Genomic DNA, 15,659 nt, shown 5'->3' with positions numbered 1-15,659 from the left:
GATGGCTTACCTATTATCTGATCCTTCGGACGTAACGGCGTTCGTGCAGATGCATGGTCGTCTGGATGAAATTCGCGTCATTGGTGTGAATATCGTGCTGCAAAATCAGGTTGCGCGCCCTTCCTCGAGCAATTTCACGAACATGCTCAAACTGCGCGATACCGTGCCCCGGCGCCACACCAGCCAGGTTTTCAGGTAGCGGAAGTCCTCCGACATCGGCCAGGCACTGACGGTACTGCAACCTGGCATGTTGTCGAGCATGCTGCGCGGCATCATGGCCAGGCCGGCACCGGCGCTGACGCAGGCCAGCATCCCGTGGTACGACTCCATTTCGTGGATCTTGCCCGGCACCGCCTGGTCCTGCACGAACCAGTTCTCGAAGTGGTGGCGGTACGAGCAGTTGGCGCGGAAGGCGTAGATGCTTTCGCCGTTGACGTCCTGGGCGCGGGTTACCGGGGCATGGTTGAGTGGCGCGATGACCATCATTTCTTCCTCGAACACTGGCATGCCCTCCAGCGTCGGGTGCAGCACCGGCCCGTCGACGAACGCCGCCACCAGGCGCCCGGACAGCACACCTTCGAGCATGGTCCCGGAGGGCCCGGTGGACAGGTCCAGGTCGACCTTGGGGTAGCGCTGGTTATAGGCCGCCAGCAAGGCCGGGATGCGCACCGCCGCTGTGCTTTCCAGCGACCCCAGTGCGAAGGTGCCCTGCGGGTCTTCACCGGCCACGGTCAACCGCGCCTCGTGCACCAGGTCGAGGATGCGCCGGGTGTACTCGAGGAAGTTCCAGCCCGCGGGGGACAGGCGCAGGCGGCTCTTTTCGCGGATGAACAGCTCCACGCCCAGGTCCTCCTCCAGTTGCTTGATACGCGTGGTCAGGTTCGACGGCACCCGATGGATATGCTGCGCGGCGGCACTGATGCTGCCCTGTTCTGCCACAGCCTTGAAGATCTCCAGTTGCACCAGGTCCACAGCCTTTCTCCAAACGTGAATGTTTCGCTCATTATTATTCAGTTTTCATTAAAGCCATAGCCCACTAGTCTGGCGTCACGGTTCCACAACAACGAGAGTGTCCCGCCATGAGCGCGATCAGCAGCCTGACCCACGCCATCTCCCTCGACCCGTACAGCGGCGAGCAGATCGGCGCCTACCCGTTCGACACCGACGCCGCACTGGAAGCGGCGCTGCAACGCGCCAAGGTTGGCTACCGCCAGTGGCGCCAGGTGTCGCTGGGTCAGCGCAGCGAGTACCTGCTTGCCCTGGCCAGCACCCTCGAAACCAAGGCCGAAGCCTTCGCGCAAATGATCAGCCGCGAAATCGGCAAGCCTGTCGCCCAGGCCCGTGGTGAAGTCGGCAAGTGCGTCGGCCTGTGCCGCTGGTACGCCGAACATGGCCCGGCCATGCTCGCCGCCGAGCCGACCCAGGTCGACAAAGCCCGCATCGAATACCGCCCGCTGGGCCCTATCCTGGCCGTGATGCCGTGGAACTTCCCGGTCTGGCAGGTATTGCGCGGCGCAGTGCCGGCGATCCTGGCCGGCAACACCTATGTACTCAAGCATGCGCCGAACGTGATGGGCAGTGCCTACCTGCTGGGCGAGCTGTTCAAGGATGCCGGCCTGCCGGAAGGCGTGTTCGAAGTGCTGAACGTGACCCCGGACGGCGTCACCCGAGCCATCAACGACCCGCGCATCGCCGCGGTGACCCTGACTGGCAGCGTGCGTGCCGGCATGGCGATTGGTGCGCAAGCCGGCGCGGCGCTGAAGAAGTGCGTGCTGGAGCTGGGCGGTTCCGACCCGTTCATCGTGCTGGCCGACGCCGACCTGGATGCCGCCGTGAAAGCAGCCGTGATCGGCCGATACCAGAACACCGGCCAGGTCTGCGCTGCGGCCAAGCGCCTGATCGTCGAGGAAAGCATCGTTGACGAATTCACCCGCAAGTTCGTCGAGGCCACCCGCGAGCTGAAGGTCGGCAACCCGCTGGAAGAAGATACCTACATCGGCCCGATGGCCCGTTACGACCTGCGCGACGAGCTGGATGGCCAGGTCCAGGCGACCATCGCCGAAGGCGCCACCCTGCTGCTGGGCGGCCACAAGGTCGATGGCGTTGCCAACTTCTACGCGCCGACCGTGTTCGCCAACGTCACCCCGCAGATGACTGCGTTCAAGCAGGAGCTGTTCGGGCCGGTGGCGGCGATCATCAGCGCACGTGATGCGGAGCATGCGGTGGAGCTGGCCAACGACAGCGAGTTCGGCCTGGCCTCGACCATCTATACCGCCGACTACGCGCTGGCCGAGCGCATGACCGCGGCGCTGGATACCGGCGGCGTGTTCATCAACGGCTATTGCGCTTCCGACCCTCGCGTGGCGTTTGGCGGGGTGAAGAAAAGCGGCTTCGGGCGTGAACTGTCGCACTTTGGCGTGCGTGAGTTCACCAATGCCCAGACTGTGTGGCTGGACCGTAACTGATCCGATGCTCAGGGGCCGCATTGCGGCCCTGTGGGAGCGGGTTTACCCGCGAATCAGGCGACACGGTGCCTGGCACCGGCTGCGCCGGTGTTCGCGGGTAAACCCGCTCCCACAAGGACTTTGAAGGGCTGAAAAAGCAGCCCGAGGGGCCTCAATCGCGAACCTGGTCCTTGACCCAGTCCAGCATCCCACCCGGCACGATCAGTTCATGCCGCGCCCGCGAACAGGCGGTATACAACCCCGCCAGCATCCGCGCCCGCTCATTGCGGTTCCCCGCCACCTGCGGCACCACCATCAGCTCCGGCGACACCATCACCCGGGCGAACTCCATGTTCTTCACATCCCGCACCCGCCCCAGGAACAGCTTGGGTGCCTTGTCCCAGCGGTAACGGCTCTTGGCCCTGGCAAAGTGCTCTGGCGTGTAGCCCTTGCGCAGCATGTTGGCCACGGCGACGAACGCCTTGTCATCACCCTTGTCCTGCTCCAGCGCCTGCCAGCTGGCATAGCGGAACAGCATCGGGTGACGCGGCCGGGTGCCATGGCGGTACAACTCGATGCAGTCTTCGACGAACAGCTCGAAGTCCTTGCGCGCGCTTTTCAGCAGCACGAACGGCACGCCCTGGTGGGTCAGGCGCTGGAACCAGCCAAACAGGCCCCACTCATCGTCGACGATCAACGCCGTGGGCTGTTCCGGCACCGTTACCGCATCGAAGAAGCTGACCCGGGTGTAATGCTCGGCGCTGCCGCTGAAGGCTGCCTGGATCGCCGCCGGGTGGGCCTGGATCAGCGGGTTGAGCACGTTGTCCATCGCCGGGCCGGCCCGCAGTGAGTGGTCGATGTATCGCTGGCGGATGAAGCCGCCATGATGCGCGCTGAGGCCGTTGAGATTCTGCAGTTCGTCACCCAGGGCAATGATCGACTGCGGGCTGCGGTCGAGCACGGCAAGCATCGGTGCCGACAGCTCGTGGGCCTCGTCGACGATGACATGGGTGTAGCGGCTGTCGATCACATGACCGGTCAGCGACAGCAGTTTGACCCGGTGGTAGTCGCGCACCGGCAACTGGATTTCTCGTGCCGACGGGCGAATCAGCTCCTGCCAGTACAGCCGTGCCTTTTCCAGCAACACTTCCTGGTCCAGTGGCGTGGTCCCCGGCCCGGCCCAGGGCAGGTGGTGCAACTGCAGCTGGGTGTCGGCACTGTGGCAGAACGTGCGTACCGCACGGATGCACAAGGCAACCACATCGCGCGCGGCGAGCGGGCCGATGTCGGGGATGGCCAGCCAACGTACCACCTGCGCATCCTGCGGGCGCCACGAAAGCTTGGTGCGATACGGGTCGCGCAGGCGCCAGCCATTGTTGGTGAGGTCGCGGTTGAGCAACTCGTCGGCCAACTGGCCAAAGGTCAGCGCGGTGTAGGCAGCGGCGTCCTTGACCCGCGCCTGCAGCGCGCGCAGCTGGCCTTCGGTCAAGGCCAGCAACAGCGTACGCTGCGGCTCGAGCAGCCTGGCGAACTGGTGAATCAGGAAGGTCTTGCCGGTGCCGGCAAAGCCCTGTACCGCCACCGACTCATCGATACCACTGAGGAATTCGCGCAGCAGGCGGTTCTGTTGGTCGCTGAGCATTAGGTCGCTGGCCAGTGACGGCAGGTACACCGGGTGCAGCGGAGTTGCCCGCTGGCGGTAGCTGTCGGCGAACTGGAAGTTCCAGTGGCCCTCGGCGTCCAGCAGCTCGTCGGCCTGATACTGCACCTCGGTCGACAGCAGTGCGATACCGTTTTCGCCCAGCATGCCCAGGCCCATGGCGAAGGCTTCGCGATCGAAGTGCTGCGCTACCTGGCCCTGGAAGCGCCCCGGCGCGGCGCCTTCGACCTCGTTGGCAATACGCACCATTTCGGCAAAGCGACGCTCCTGCGCATCCGCGGAGGCGGTGGCGGACTGGCGCGGCAGGTTCTGCACGAACAGCACTGCGGCAGCGTCGAGGACGCTGGCTGTGGTGAAGAAATCGGTGGTGGGCTCGCTGGCGAGGCGGTCGGCCTGGTCGCTGGGCAAAGGCAGGTAGAACATCGGCACCTCGGGTGGAATCAGGGCGGCACGATAGCAATTTTTGCGGTGGAATGCTGGGCTGTGTATGCCTGGGCCGGCCTCTTCGCGGGTGAACCCGCTCCCACAGGGACCTCACGATGCCTGCATTGAGGCGATCCTGTAGGAGCAGTTACACCATCCAGCTACACCACCAGACTCAGCCCCTGCCCCGCTTCAAGGTCTCACTGGGAAACTCCTTGAACAACTGCCGGTAACTCTCTGAAAACCTTCCCAAATGCCAGAACGACCAACGCATCGCCACCTCGGCCACGGTCACTTCACCGCCGCGCAGCAGATCACGCCGTGCACCGTTCAGCCGGCGCAGGCGCAACCAGTGCGCCGGTGGCATCCCGGTAAACGCCTTGAAGGCTTGTTGCAACTGACGCAGGGAAACCCCGGCAACATCCGCCAGCTCCACCAGGTTAAGCGTCTCCTCCGGGCAGTCGGCCGCCCACTCGCTCACCCGGCGCATGATCGCCCGTTCCTCGTCACGCCGGCCCAACGCCACGCCCTGCAGGCGCTGGCAGGCGTTGTCGAGGATGAACAGGCAGTCCTCCAGCAGCTGCTCCGCCAGGGCCTGCCCCTGCAGCGGGCAATCCGCCTCGCCCAGGCGGGTCAGTGTCGCGCTCAGCCAACTGCCGAACAACGCATTCTGCCCACTGCCCAGCGGCACCATGAACAACCCTTCCAGGCGCTGCGGGTCAAGCCCATGACGGGCCAGGAAAGCCTGGTCGAACACGACCGCCACTTCCTGGTAGTTCTCCGGGGTGATCCAGATGTTGCGGCTCTGCTCGTTCAGCAGATACAGGCTGTTTTCGCTGCGGTCGAAGCAGAACGCCAGCGAACCGCTGGGTGCGCGGAAAAACTGCTCCACCCGGGTGTTCAGCCGCTCCTCGTACACCTCCACCCCGTCAAGCCCCAGGCAACGCAGTTCACCGCTGAAATGCCCAGGCGACATCTGCCGGTACTGCTGCTGCCAGCCAGGGGTGGCACGTACTTGTTCGGTCACGTCGGTGGTGTGGAAAGCCTGGACTTGCAGGGCATTGGCGGTTGTCACGCTCGGTCCTAGTTGCACTCTTTTGGTGCATTCATTGCCGGAGAAAGTGGATAGATCAGCCATGCGGGCTGCGACCAAGATAGTCTCCAGCGCGTCACCTGGGAAGCGGGACGCTTTCGAAACCGTTCACCGGTTTACGCTTGGCACGCTTGCTTCCACACTAAAACCCAACCAAGAGGTCTGTATGAACGCCCCCTTCGATCAGCTGTCCACCTGGCTGAAAGAACACCGGATCACCGAAGTCGAATGCGTGATCAGCGACCTGACCGGTATCGCCCGCGGCAAGATCGCCCCCACCGCCAAGTTTCTCCACGAGCGTGGCATGCGCCTGCCCGAGAGCGTGCTGCTGCAGACAGTCACCGGCGACTATGTCGACGATGACATCTACTACAACCTGCTCGATGCCGCCGACATCGACATGGTCTGCCGCCCAGACCCGAGCGCCGTGTACCAGATCCCGTGGGCGATCGAGCCGACCGCGATCGTGATCCACGACACCTTCGACAAGCAAGGCAACCCCATCGAGCTGTCGCCGCGCAACGTGCTGAAGAAAGTGCTCAAGCTGTATGCCGACAAAGGCTGGCAACCGATCGTGGCACCGGAGATGGAGTTCTACCTGACCCAGCGCTGCGAAGACCCGGACCTGCCACTGCAAGTGCCGCTTGGGCGTTCCGGCCGTGCCGAAAGCGGTCGCCAGTCGTTCTCGATCGATGCCGCCAACGAGTTCGACCCGCTGTTCGAAGACGTCTACGACTGGTGCGAGATCCAGGGCCTGGACCTGGACACGCTGATCCATGAAGACGGCCCGGCGCAGATGGAGATCAACTTCCGTCACGGCGACGCCTTGGACCTGGCCGACCAGATCACCGTGTTCAAGCGCACCATGCGTGAAGCTGCGCTCAAGCACAACGTGGCCGCCACCTTCATGGCCAAACCGATCACCGACGAGCCCGGCAGTGCCATGCACCTGCACCAGAGCGTGGTCGACATCGCCACCGGCAAGCCGATCTTCGCCAATGAAGACGGCAGCATGAGCCAGCTGTTCCTGCACCACATCGGTGGTTTGCAGAAGTACATCCCCAAGCTGCTGCCGATGTTCGCGCCCAACGTCAACTCGTTCCGCCGCTTCCTGCCGGACACCTCGGCACCAGTGAACGTCGAGTGGGGTGAAGAAAACCGCACCGCCGGCCTGCGCGTGCCTACCTCCAGCCCCGAAGCGATGCGCGTGGAAAACCGCCTGCCGGGCGCCGATGCCAACCCGTACCTGGCCATCGCCGCCAGCCTGCTGTGCGGCTACCTGGGCATGGTCGAGCGCATCGAGCCCAGCGCACCGGTGCAGGGCCGCGCCTACGAGCGGCGCAACCTGCGCCTGCCGATCACCATCGAAGACGCCCTGCAGCACATGGAAGACTGCGAGACCGTGCAGCAGTACCTGGGCAAGCAGTTCGTCCAGGGTTACGTGGCGGTCAAGCGCGCCGAGCATGAGAACTACAAGCGCGTTATCAGCTCGTGGGAGCGCGAATTCCTGATGCTGAGCGTGTAATCACCTTCCAGGGCATGCACTGGACCTGTAGGAGCAGCCTTGTGCTGCGAAGGGGCCAGTACCGCCACAGTAGGTCTTTTGCCCTGCCGGCCTCTTCGCAGCACAAGGCTGCTCCTACAAGGTTTAGTCACCTGTGGGAGCAGCCCCAACACACTGAACGCCAAGAACAATACCAACGAGGTGTCCCCATGCGTCATCTGCAAGCCCTGATCCCCGCCGCATTCACCCTGCTGTTCGCCACCAACACCCAGGCCACTCCCTCGGTCAGCGTGTACAACTGGACCGACTACATCGGTGACACCACCGTGGCCGACTTCCAGGCCAGCAGCGGGATCAAGGTGGTCTATGATGTGTTCGACTCCAACGAGACCCTCGAAGGCAAGCTGCTGGCCGGGCGCACCGGCTATGACGTGGTAGTGCCATCCAACCACTTCCTCGCACGCCAGGCCCAGGCCGGCGCCTTCCTGCCGCTGGACCGCAGCAAGCTACCGAACTGGCAGCACCTGGACCCCAAGCTGCTCAAGCAGCTTGAACAGAACGACCCGGGCAACCAGTACGCCGTACCCTACCTCTGGGGTATCAACGGGATCGGCTACAACATCGACAAGGTCAAGGCGGCCCTGGGCGTCGACCACATCGATTCATGGGCAGTGCTGTTCGAGCCCGAGAACCTGAAAAAGCTCAAGCAGTGCGGCGTGGCGTTCATGGACTCGCCCGACGAACTGTTCCCAGCCGTACTCAACTACCTGGGCATGGACCCGCGCAGCGAAAAACCGGCCGACTACGCCAAGGCGGAAGCCCGCCTGCTCGAACTGCGCCCCTACATCACCTACTTCCACTCCTCCAAGTACGTTTCCGACCTGGCCAATGGCGATGTCTGCGTGGCCTTCGGCTATTCCGGCGACGTGTTCCAGGCCGCCAACCGAGCTGTGGAGGCAAAAAACGGCGTGAAAGTCGCCTACAGCATCCCCAAGGAAGGCAGCAACCTGTGGTTCGACCTGCTGGCCATCCCCAAGGACGCCAACAACCCTGAACAGGCCTTGGCGTTCATCAACTACCTGCTCGACCCCAAGGTGATCGCCAAGGTCAGCGCCACGGTCGGCTATGCCAACGCCAACCCCGACGCCCAGGCCTACATGGACGCGTCGCTGGTGAACAACCCCGAGATCTACCCTCCCCAGGATGTGCTGGACAAGCTGTACATTTCCAGCACGCCAAGCCCGAAGATCATGCGCGTCATGACCCGCTCCTGGAGCAAGATCAAGTCCAACCGCTGAGTCGAGAGCGCCCATGTCATTCACTACTCAACACACCGCTTCGTACTATGCCGCGACGGCACGCGATGCGGCACCCTACCCCAGCCTGGACGGCGAACTGAGCGCCGATGTGTGCGTGGTCGGCGGCGGGCTGACCGGGGTCAATACCGCCCTGGAACTGGCCGAACGCGGGCTCTCGGTGGTGCTGCTTGAAGGCCGGCGAATCGGCTGGGGCGCCAGCGGCCGCAACGGCGGCCAGTTGATTCGCGGCATCGGCCATGACGTCAGCGGCTTTGCCCGGCATGTCGGCCAGGACGGCGTGCACTACCTGAAACAGGCCGGCATCGATTCGGTAACGCTGGTGGCCAGCCGCATCGCCCGGTACGGCATTGCCTGCGACCTGCGCTGGGGCTTCTGCGAACTGGCCAACACCCCTGCCCAGTTCGCCGCCTTCAAGGACGAACAGGACGACCTGGCCGCACTCGGTTATCGCCCCGAAACCCGCCTGGTCAGTGCCGACCAGCTGCATGAAATCGTCGCCAGCGACCAGTACGCCGGCGGCCTGGTGGACATGGGCTCGGGCCACCTGCACCCGCTTGACTTGGTCCAGGGCGAAGCCCGCGCCGCCCAAGGGCTGGGCGTACGCATCTTCGAGCAGAGCCCGGTGTTGCGCATCGAGCATGGCCCTCGCGTGACCCTGCACACGGCTCGTGGCAAGGTGCGGGCAGGCAGCTTGGTGCTGGGCTGCAACGCCCACCTCGATGAACTGGAACCACGCCTGAGCGGCAAGGTGCTGCCGGCCGGCAGCTACGTGGTGGCTACCGAGCCATTGCCCGAGTCACTGGCCAACAGCCTGATCCCGCAGAACATGGCGCTGTGCGACCAGAAAGTCGGCCTGGACTACTACCGCCTGACGGCAGACCGGCGCCTGCTGTTCGGCGGCGCCTGCCACTATTCCGGCCGCGACCCCAAGGACATCGCCGCCTACATGCGGCCCAAGGTGCTGAAGGTGTTCCCGCAGCTGGCCAACGTGCGTATCGACTACCAGTGGGGCGGCATGATCGGCATCACCGCCAACCGCTTCCCTCAGGTCGGGCGCCTAAGCCAGCACCCCAACGTTTACTACGCCCAGGGCTATTCCGGGCATGGGCTGAACGTGACGCACTGGACGGCGAAACTGTTGGCCGAAAGCATCGCCCTCGGCCACAGCCAGGGGCTGGACGTGTTCAGCGCCGTGCCACACCTGACCTTCCCCGGCGGCAAGGCATTACGCTCGCCGCTGCTGGCGCTGGGGATGTTGTGGTATCGATTGCGGGAGGTGCTGGGTTGACGTGGCAGCAGGCTTGCCTGCGAATCGGAAGTTAAAGGAAAATTTTCAAAAAATTCCGTAATTCACTGTTTTTAAAGGACTTTCAAAAATCAGACAAAGGACTCAAAGAAGAACCTGTAACCCTTTGTTTTTAATGATATTCAGCAGCTTCAAAGCCGGTCCCGATGGGCGTGTCTCGCCCTGCTCCCATTTGCGCACTGTCGATGCGCTCGTGTGCAAATGCATCGCAAAGACCGGCTGGCTGAAGTTGAGTGCCTCGCGCAAACGGCGTATGTCCAGTGCGCTGAAATCTCGCACTGGTGCAGGGCATAGCGCTTCGTAATCCCGAAGCGTGACCTTGCCGATCGCTCCGGCCTCGTGCAGAGCGACAAGGTCCTCGCGTAACGATTCAATCAGTTTGCTGCTCACAACATACCTCCATCAGCACACCCGCCTGCGACGCCCGGCAGAGCGCTAGCGGTGATAAATCCAGAAAGACTTTGCCAGCGAATCGCAGCGCTTTCTGTTCCTCCAAGGTGATATTTGCCTTGTCACTTTTGGCAAAGCCATGCAGGAAAACACATCGATTGCCAATGCGGGCGGAAAGAAGGGTTCGATAACCGCCGCGCTTTCCCGCACCATGCGCTGCCACGCGTTTTTTGAACAACTCACCACCCAGGCTCGCATCGACCAGGCCCCTGCACATCTCGTCCACTGCTTTACACAGCACTTCATCGCTGAGCCTGTGAGCGGCTTGCCAACGCGCGAAATCCTTGCGCTTGAAAATTTCCATCACCGGCCCCCAACCATACCCTTTACGGGCATAGTTTTCCAAGGGTGGCAGAAACTGAAAAGCCAGCGAGGTCCCAAGACACTGTAGGAATTTGCGCGTCTGGGAACATTACCGCAGCCAATTCCCATTACAGATTGAACCAGCCCACTGGCCAACTGTCGCGCACCTGCTAGCGTTGTTCTGGCCGACCTATCATGGATGCCTTTTCATCATGAAATCATTGCCCCGCATTACCCTGTTGTGCGCCGCACTGCTTACCATTGCCGCCTGCTCCAGCAATCGCGTGGACCCAAAGGACTACTCCGGCTTCCTCAAGGATTACAGCCGGCTGCAGGAAACCAAGAGCCCGTCGGGCGACCCGGTGATGCGCTGGATCGACCCCAAGGTCAACGTCAACCAGTACAGCCAGGTGTTCATCGAGCCCAGCCAGTTCTACCCCAGGCCGCAGCCGACGGCGGTCATCTCGGCGCAGACGCTGCAGGAAATCACCCGCTACTTCAACGAAGCGCTGCGCCGTGAAATGGGCAGCGTGGTACCGCTGGCCAAGGGCCCCGGCCCGGGCGTGATCGTGGTGCGCCCGGCCATTACTGCAGTGTCCACCAGCAACGAGGGCCTCAAGCCCTATGAGGTCATCCCCATCGCGCTGATTTCAGCCGGAGTGAACACCGCCATGGGCGGCCGTGACCAGGAGGTGGATGTCGGTGTTGAAGCTGCGTTTCTCGATGGTGCCAGCCAGAAAGTGCTGGCCCAGGTCGTGCGCAAGGGTACGGGGCAGGAACTGGAGAACAAGACCACGCAACTGACCCTGAACGACGTCAAGCCGGTGCTGGATGGCTGGGCCAAGGACATGCGCGCGAGCTTCCTGGAAGCGAAGCAGAAAGCCCGCTAAAGCCTCACTGGCACATGTAGGCGCGGCCTTGTGTCGCGATGGGGCGCGGAGCGGCCCCAGATGCAGGTATTCAAGCTGAAATCGCTGGGGCTGCTTCGCAGCCCTTTCGCGACACAAGGCCGCTCCTACAATTGACCGCGTCAGCATTCGACGAAGGCAACGGCCAGGCCACCGCGCGAAGTCTCCTTGTAGTTGGCATGCATGTCCGCCCCGGTATCACGCATGGTGCGGATCACCCGGTCGAGCGAGATGAAGTGCTCGCCATCCCCCCGCAACGCCATCTGCACCGCGTTGATCGCTTTCACCGCAGCAATCGCGTTGCGCTCGATGCACGGCACCTGCACCAGGCCACCCACCGGGTCGCAGGTCAGCCCAAGGTTGTGTTCCAGGGCAATCTCGGCGGCATTTTCCAATTGCGGCGGCGTAGCGCCCAGCACCTGGGCCAGGCCGGCAGCGGCCATCGAACAGGCCGAGCCCACCTCGCCCTGGCAACCAACCTCGGCCCCGGAAATCGACGCGTTCTTCTTGCACAGGATGCCGACCGCCGCTGCCGCCAGCAGGAAGTCCACCACGTCTGCGTCGCACGCGCTCGGGTTGAACTTCATGTAGTAGTGCAGCACCGCCGGGATGATGCCTGCCGCACCGTTGGTAGGCGCTGTGACCATGCGCCCGCCGGCGGCGTTCTCTTCATTCACCGCCAGGGCGAACAGGTTGACCCATTCCATGGCGCTGAGGGTGGAACCGATCACGTTGGGCTTGCCCAGCTCCTGCAGGCTGCGATGCAGCCGCGCGGCGCGGCGTTTGACGTGCAACCCGCCCGGCAGGATGCCTTCGTTGCGCAGGCCATTGTCGACGCACTCACGCATGGCGCCCCAGATTCGCAGCAGGCCCTCGCGCACCTCGGCCTCCGGGCGCCATGCACATTCGTTGGCCATCATCAGCTGCGCCACGCTCAAGCCATGGGTCTTGCACAAGGCCAGCAACTGCGCAGCACTGTCGAACTCGTACGGCAGCGCCACAGCATTCGCTTCGACTGCTGGCGCATCGATCTCGGCTTGCTCGACGATAAAGCCACCGCCCACCGAATAGTAGGTCTGGCGCAACAGGCTGCCCTGCCCGTCCATGGCTTCCAGGCTCATGGCATTGGGGTGGTACGGCAAGTTCTCGTCGAGCAGCAGCATGTCGCGGCTGTACTCGAACGCCAGCGGGTGGCTGCCATCGAGCATCAGGCAGTGCTCCTGCATCACCTGGCCAATGCGCGACTCGATGGTGGTCGGGTCGATACGGTCGGGCCATTGCCCCATGAGGCCAAGCAGGCAGGCGCGATCGGTGGCGTGACCAACCCCGGTGGCCGACAGCGAGCCGTACAACCGCACCTCGACACGGCTTGCCCGGGCCAGCAGCCCCTGTTCGCGCAGGGCCTGGGCAAAGGTAGCCGCCGCCCGCATCGGGCCGACGGTGTGGGAACTGGACGGCCCGATGCCGATTTTGAAAAGGTCGAAAACACTGATAGCCATGCTAATGCCTGACCGTACCCGAGTATGAAGCCGCGGCACGGTTATCTGGAAAAATTGAGCGGTATTGCGATTTTGCGCGATACTGCCGCGCTGGCTCATGGATGACCAACGAAACTTCCTAAGCAAGGCTTTAGTGGTACTAAACGATGCGACGTCAACTCAATGGCCAGACCTTCGTCTGGCTACACGTGTTCGCCTGTGCGGCCCGGCACTTGTCTTTCACCCGCTGTGCCGAAGAGCTGCACATCACTCCGGGCGCCGTCAGCCAACAGATGCGCCAGCTGGAGGAGCGCCTGGGCTATCGGCTGTTCCTGCGCCGGGCGCGCGGCGTGGAACTGAGCGCCGAAGGGCAACGCCTGGCGCAGACAGTGACCGAAGCCTACGGCAGCATCGAAGCCGAACTGGTGCGCCTGGACGCAGGGGAAATCCGCGGCACCTTGCGCCTGCGCTCGATCCCGTCGTTCCTGGCCAAATGGCTCACGCCTCGCCTGCCGCGCTTTCAACAACGCTACCCGGACATCGAACTGCGCCTGGTGGCCGAAGACAGTGCACAAGCGTTGACCCCGGGCGATTTCGACCTGGCCATCGACCTGAACGATGGCAGCTACCCCGGCATGCTCTCGACGCCGCTGCTGGACGAGCAGATCTTCCCCGTGTGCTCCCCCACCTTGCTGCGTGGGCGCCCACCACTGCACGGGCCGGCAGACCTTGCCCACTACCCGCTGCTGCACGACATCACGGCCTGGCGCGGCAGTTCGGAATATGCCGAATGGGAGTTCTACCTGGAGGGCATAGGCGCCGCCGGCCTGGATGTACGGCGCGGGCACACCTTCAATCGCAACCACCTCACCATCGAGGCGGCCATTGCCGGCATTGGCGTGGCGATTGCCCGGCGCACGCTGCTCAACGACGAACTGGAGCGCGGGGCGCTGATCGTGCCGTTCGGGGTGCCGATCGCCAATCACAAGCGCTATGTGGTGCATTACCCGCCGGGTGGGCTGAACCAGCCGGGGGCGCGGGCGGTGCATGACTGGCTGGTGGAGGAAGCGCGGGGGTTCAGGGAGCTGCACCCGCTGAACAAGGACTAGGCCAGCCAAGAGCGCTTGCACACTTTCATGGAATTACGAGTGACTCATTGAATTGGCAGGGACCCTGTGGGAGCGGCCTTAGCCGCGAACACCGGCACAGCCGGTGCCATGCACCGTGTTGGATTCTTCGCGGGTAAACCCGCTCCCACAGGGTGCGCAGGGTGCATACGAAATTTGCTCCTTTACCGACAGTGCTGTGTCAGTAGGCCTGCTTGCCGGTAAAGGCGCTGAGTGTGCGCACCAGAATCACGAAATCCAGCCACAACGACCAGTTGTTGATGTACTCGATGTCCGAGTCCACCCGCTGGATCATCTGCTCGATATCCCTGGTCTCGCCCCTGAAACCGCGCACCTGCGCCAGGCCGGTCATGCCAGGCTTGATATTGTGGCGGGCAAAGTAATCGACGATGTCCTGCGAATACAACGTGTCATGTTGCAACGCATGCGGCCGCGGCCCGACCAGCGACATCTCCCCGGTCAGCACATTGAACAACTGCGGCAGTTCATCCAGGCTGGTGCGGCGAATGAAGGCGCCGACCCGGGTCAGCCGCGGGTCATTTCTCTGCGCCTGCCTCACCACGCCCTCTTCCGGCTGATGGACATGCATGCTCCTGAACTTCCAGATGCGAAATGCTTCGCCAGTCCAGCCGGTGCGTTCCTGGCGGAAGAACACCGGGCCGCGGCTATCGAGCTTGATGGCCAGCGCAATGGCCAGCAACACCGGCGATGCAAGCAACAGGATCAGCGCCGCCAATACCCTGTCCTCGAGGTTCTTGAGGAACAGGCTCATGCCCGTCAGCGGCGTTTCCGACAGGGTCAGTACGGGAATGCCGGCAATTTCCCGTACGCTGTGGTTGATCAGGCGCAACGAGAAAATATCCGGCACCCAGTTCACCGCAATGCACTTGTCGAGCAACTTGAGATACACATCGTTGATGACCTCGGAACCGCCCAGCGGGGTTACCAGATACACCGTGCGGATGCCGTGGCGAGCCACGATATCGTCGAGTTCGGCAACATGCCCGAGCACCGGCATGCGCTGCTTGCCTTCGGTGCTTTCGCGCCCTGGCTCATCGGCGCTGTCGATCAGCACGCACCCCAGCACACGCTCGCCGAACCAAGGGTTGTTGCTGATTTTCTGGTACAGGAAGTTGGCCAGGTCGCCGGCGCCGATGATCAGGGCGTTGTCCAGGCGCGCATGGGCGGTGAAGCGCTTTTGCAATTCACGCACGGCAAAGTGCAGGAACAACTGGGCGATGTAGCCAATGATGAACAACTGCACGACCAGCAGCCGCGAATAGGTTTCACTCTGTTTGGCCAGGAAGGCCATGACCACCAGGAAGCAAAAGGTTACCGACCAGGCCTTGAACAGCCGGAAAGCCTTGATGGAAAGGCCGACATTGGTACGGTAGATCGCATAGTGGTCGTAGATGACTGCCAGGGCGCCCACCAGCAACAGCAGCATGATCACGTAATCAGAGGTGATGTAGCCAAACTTGTCGTAGATCAGGTACCAGGCGATACCGGTGACTGCAATCCCATCTAGGCCGGCCTGAATGGCGTTACTTACGCTGCTTCTTCTCTGCAACAAGGAACGACTGCTTCTTGGCTCTAGAACCATTTCAGACCTCATCAATTTGCGTGCAGCAAGCGCCTTCCACA

Annotated in this window: 13 protein-coding genes; 6 read left to right on the top strand and 7 right to left on the bottom strand. The window is 62.9% G+C overall.

Annotated elements, in window-relative coordinates:
- Positions 1 to 105: 105 nt before the first annotated feature.
- The gene (gene ptrR / locus IRZ77_RS16045; RefSeq protein WP_013972688.1) at positions 106 to 972 is read right to left on the bottom strand and encodes a putrescine utilization regulator PtrR; all 867 of its coding nucleotides are present in this window, start codon (positions 970 to 972) and stop codon (positions 106 to 108) included.
- A gap of 107 nt (positions 973 to 1,079) precedes the next feature.
- On the opposite strand from ptrR, the gene IRZ77_RS16040 reads away from it, so the two are divergent.
- Positions 1,080 to 2,465 (top strand): aldehyde dehydrogenase family protein, encoded by a 1,386-nt coding sequence (locus tag IRZ77_RS16040; protein ID WP_046614224.1) that lies wholly within the window; start codon positions 1,080 to 1,082, stop codon positions 2,463 to 2,465.
- 151 nt (positions 2,466 to 2,616) lie between these two features.
- On the opposite strand, the gene IRZ77_RS16035 is transcribed toward IRZ77_RS16040, so the two are convergent.
- Together IRZ77_RS16035 and IRZ77_RS16030 are read right to left on the bottom strand one after the other, a co-directional pair.
- Positions 2,617 to 4,527, bottom strand: a complete 1,911-nt coding sequence (locus tag IRZ77_RS16035) for a DEAD/DEAH box helicase (protein WP_196173923.1) — start codon at positions 4,525 to 4,527, stop codon at positions 2,617 to 2,619.
- 175 nt (positions 4,528 to 4,702) lie between these two features.
- Positions 4,703 to 5,602, bottom strand: coding sequence for a helix-turn-helix domain-containing protein (locus IRZ77_RS16030; RefSeq protein ID WP_046614226.1), 900 nt, complete (start codon positions 5,600 to 5,602; stop codon positions 4,703 to 4,705).
- A 184-nt stretch (positions 5,603 to 5,786) separates the two neighbouring features.
- Between IRZ77_RS16030 and IRZ77_RS16025 the strand changes: the two genes are divergently transcribed.
- The 3 genes from IRZ77_RS16025 to IRZ77_RS16015 all read left to right on the top strand — a co-directional run bounded on the left by IRZ77_RS16025 (position 5,787) and on the right by IRZ77_RS16015 (position 9,731).
- A complete protein-coding gene (locus IRZ77_RS16025) occupies positions 5,787 to 7,145 on the top strand; it encodes a glutamine synthetase family protein (RefSeq protein WP_046614227.1) in 1,359 nt (452 codons plus the stop codon).
- Between the two features lie 188 nt (positions 7,146 to 7,333).
- Positions 7,334 to 8,422 (top strand): polyamine ABC transporter substrate-binding protein, encoded by a 1,089-nt coding sequence (locus tag IRZ77_RS16020; RefSeq protein ID WP_196173922.1) that lies wholly within the window; start codon positions 7,334 to 7,336, stop codon positions 8,420 to 8,422.
- 13 nt (positions 8,423 to 8,435) lie between these two features.
- Positions 8,436 to 9,731, top strand: coding sequence for an NAD(P)/FAD-dependent oxidoreductase (locus IRZ77_RS16015; RefSeq protein WP_196173921.1), 1,296 nt, complete (start codon positions 8,436 to 8,438; stop codon positions 9,729 to 9,731).
- Positions 9,732 to 9,833: 102 nt separating this feature from the next.
- On the opposite strand, the gene IRZ77_RS16010 is transcribed toward IRZ77_RS16015, so the two are convergent.
- Together IRZ77_RS16010 and IRZ77_RS16005 are read right to left on the bottom strand one after the other, a co-directional pair.
- Positions 9,834 to 10,139 carry a helix-turn-helix domain-containing protein gene (locus IRZ77_RS16010; RefSeq protein WP_003260255.1) on the bottom strand — a complete coding sequence of 102 codons (306 nt, stop codon included), beginning with the start codon at positions 10,137 to 10,139 and terminating at the stop codon, positions 9,834 to 9,836.
- Positions 10,120 to 10,503, bottom strand: a complete 384-nt coding sequence (locus IRZ77_RS16005) for a type II toxin-antitoxin system RelE/ParE family toxin (protein WP_046614230.1) — start codon at positions 10,501 to 10,503, stop codon at positions 10,120 to 10,122. The genes IRZ77_RS16010 and IRZ77_RS16005 overlap by 20 nt, the downstream gene beginning before the upstream one ends.
- 211 nt (positions 10,504 to 10,714) lie before the next feature.
- Between IRZ77_RS16005 and IRZ77_RS16000 the strand changes: the two genes are divergently transcribed.
- The gene (locus IRZ77_RS16000) at positions 10,715 to 11,392 is read left to right on the top strand and encodes a DUF3313 domain-containing protein (protein WP_135001945.1); all 678 of its coding nucleotides are present in this window, start codon (positions 10,715 to 10,717) and stop codon (positions 11,390 to 11,392) included.
- 140 nt (positions 11,393 to 11,532) lie between these two features.
- On the opposite strand, the gene IRZ77_RS15995 is transcribed toward IRZ77_RS16000, so the two are convergent.
- Positions 11,533 to 12,909 carry an L-serine ammonia-lyase gene (locus IRZ77_RS15995; protein ID WP_196173920.1) on the bottom strand — a complete coding sequence of 459 codons (1,377 nt, stop codon included), beginning with the start codon at positions 12,907 to 12,909 and terminating at the stop codon, positions 11,533 to 11,535.
- Positions 12,910 to 13,055: 146 nt separating this feature from the next.
- On the opposite strand from IRZ77_RS15995, the gene IRZ77_RS15990 reads away from it, so the two are divergent.
- A complete protein-coding gene (locus IRZ77_RS15990; RefSeq protein WP_046614233.1) occupies positions 13,056 to 13,997 on the top strand; it encodes a LysR substrate-binding domain-containing protein in 942 nt (313 codons plus the stop codon).
- Positions 13,998 to 14,196: 199 nt separating this feature from the next.
- On the opposite strand, the gene IRZ77_RS15985 is transcribed toward IRZ77_RS15990, so the two are convergent.
- Positions 14,197 to 15,618: an undecaprenyl-phosphate glucose phosphotransferase gene (locus IRZ77_RS15985; RefSeq protein ID WP_046614234.1), complete on the bottom strand. Its 1,422-nt coding sequence runs from the start codon at positions 15,616 to 15,618 to the stop codon at positions 14,197 to 14,199.
- Positions 15,619 to 15,659 lie beyond the last annotated feature (41 nt).

It is taken from the genome of Pseudomonas pudica, from assembly GCF_015680405.1.
Taxonomy (GTDB): domain Bacteria; phylum Pseudomonadota; class Gammaproteobacteria; order Pseudomonadales; family Pseudomonadaceae; genus Aquipseudomonas; species Aquipseudomonas pudica.
The sequence above is the reverse complement of the archived record's forward strand: the minus strand, read 5'-3'. Positions and strand labels throughout refer to the sequence as shown.

Bases quoted from the DNA above. Each gene is read 5' to 3' on its own strand.
- IRZ77_RS16020 (WP_196173922.1), top strand. From the start codon at position 7,334: ATGCGTCATCTGCAAGCCCTGATCCCCGCCGCATTCACCCTGCTGTTC.
- IRZ77_RS16000 (WP_135001945.1), top strand. From the start codon at position 10,715: ATGAAATCATTGCCCCGCATTACCCTGTTGTGCGCCGCACTGCTTACC.
- IRZ77_RS16025 (WP_046614227.1), top strand. From the start codon at position 5,787: ATGAACGCCCCCTTCGATCAGCTGTCCACCTGGCTGAAAGAACACCGG.
- IRZ77_RS15995 (WP_196173920.1), bottom strand. From the start codon at position 12,909: ATGGCTATCAGTGTTTTCGACCTTTTCAAAATCGGCATCGGGCCGTCC.
- IRZ77_RS16015 (WP_196173921.1), top strand. From the start codon at position 8,436: ATGTCATTCACTACTCAACACACCGCTTCGTACTATGCCGCGACGGCA.
- IRZ77_RS16040 (WP_046614224.1), top strand. From the start codon at position 1,080: ATGAGCGCGATCAGCAGCCTGACCCACGCCATCTCCCTCGACCCGTAC.
- IRZ77_RS16035 (WP_196173923.1), bottom strand. From the start codon at position 4,527: ATGTTCTACCTGCCTTTGCCCAGCGACCAGGCCGACCGCCTCGCCAGC.
- IRZ77_RS16005 (WP_046614230.1), bottom strand. From the start codon at position 10,503: ATGGAAATTTTCAAGCGCAAGGATTTCGCGCGTTGGCAAGCCGCTCAC.
- IRZ77_RS15990 (WP_046614233.1), top strand. From the start codon at position 13,056: ATGCGACGTCAACTCAATGGCCAGACCTTCGTCTGGCTACACGTGTTC.
- IRZ77_RS15985 (WP_046614234.1), bottom strand. From the start codon at position 15,618: ATGGTTCTAGAGCCAAGAAGCAGTCGTTCCTTGTTGCAGAGAAGAAGC.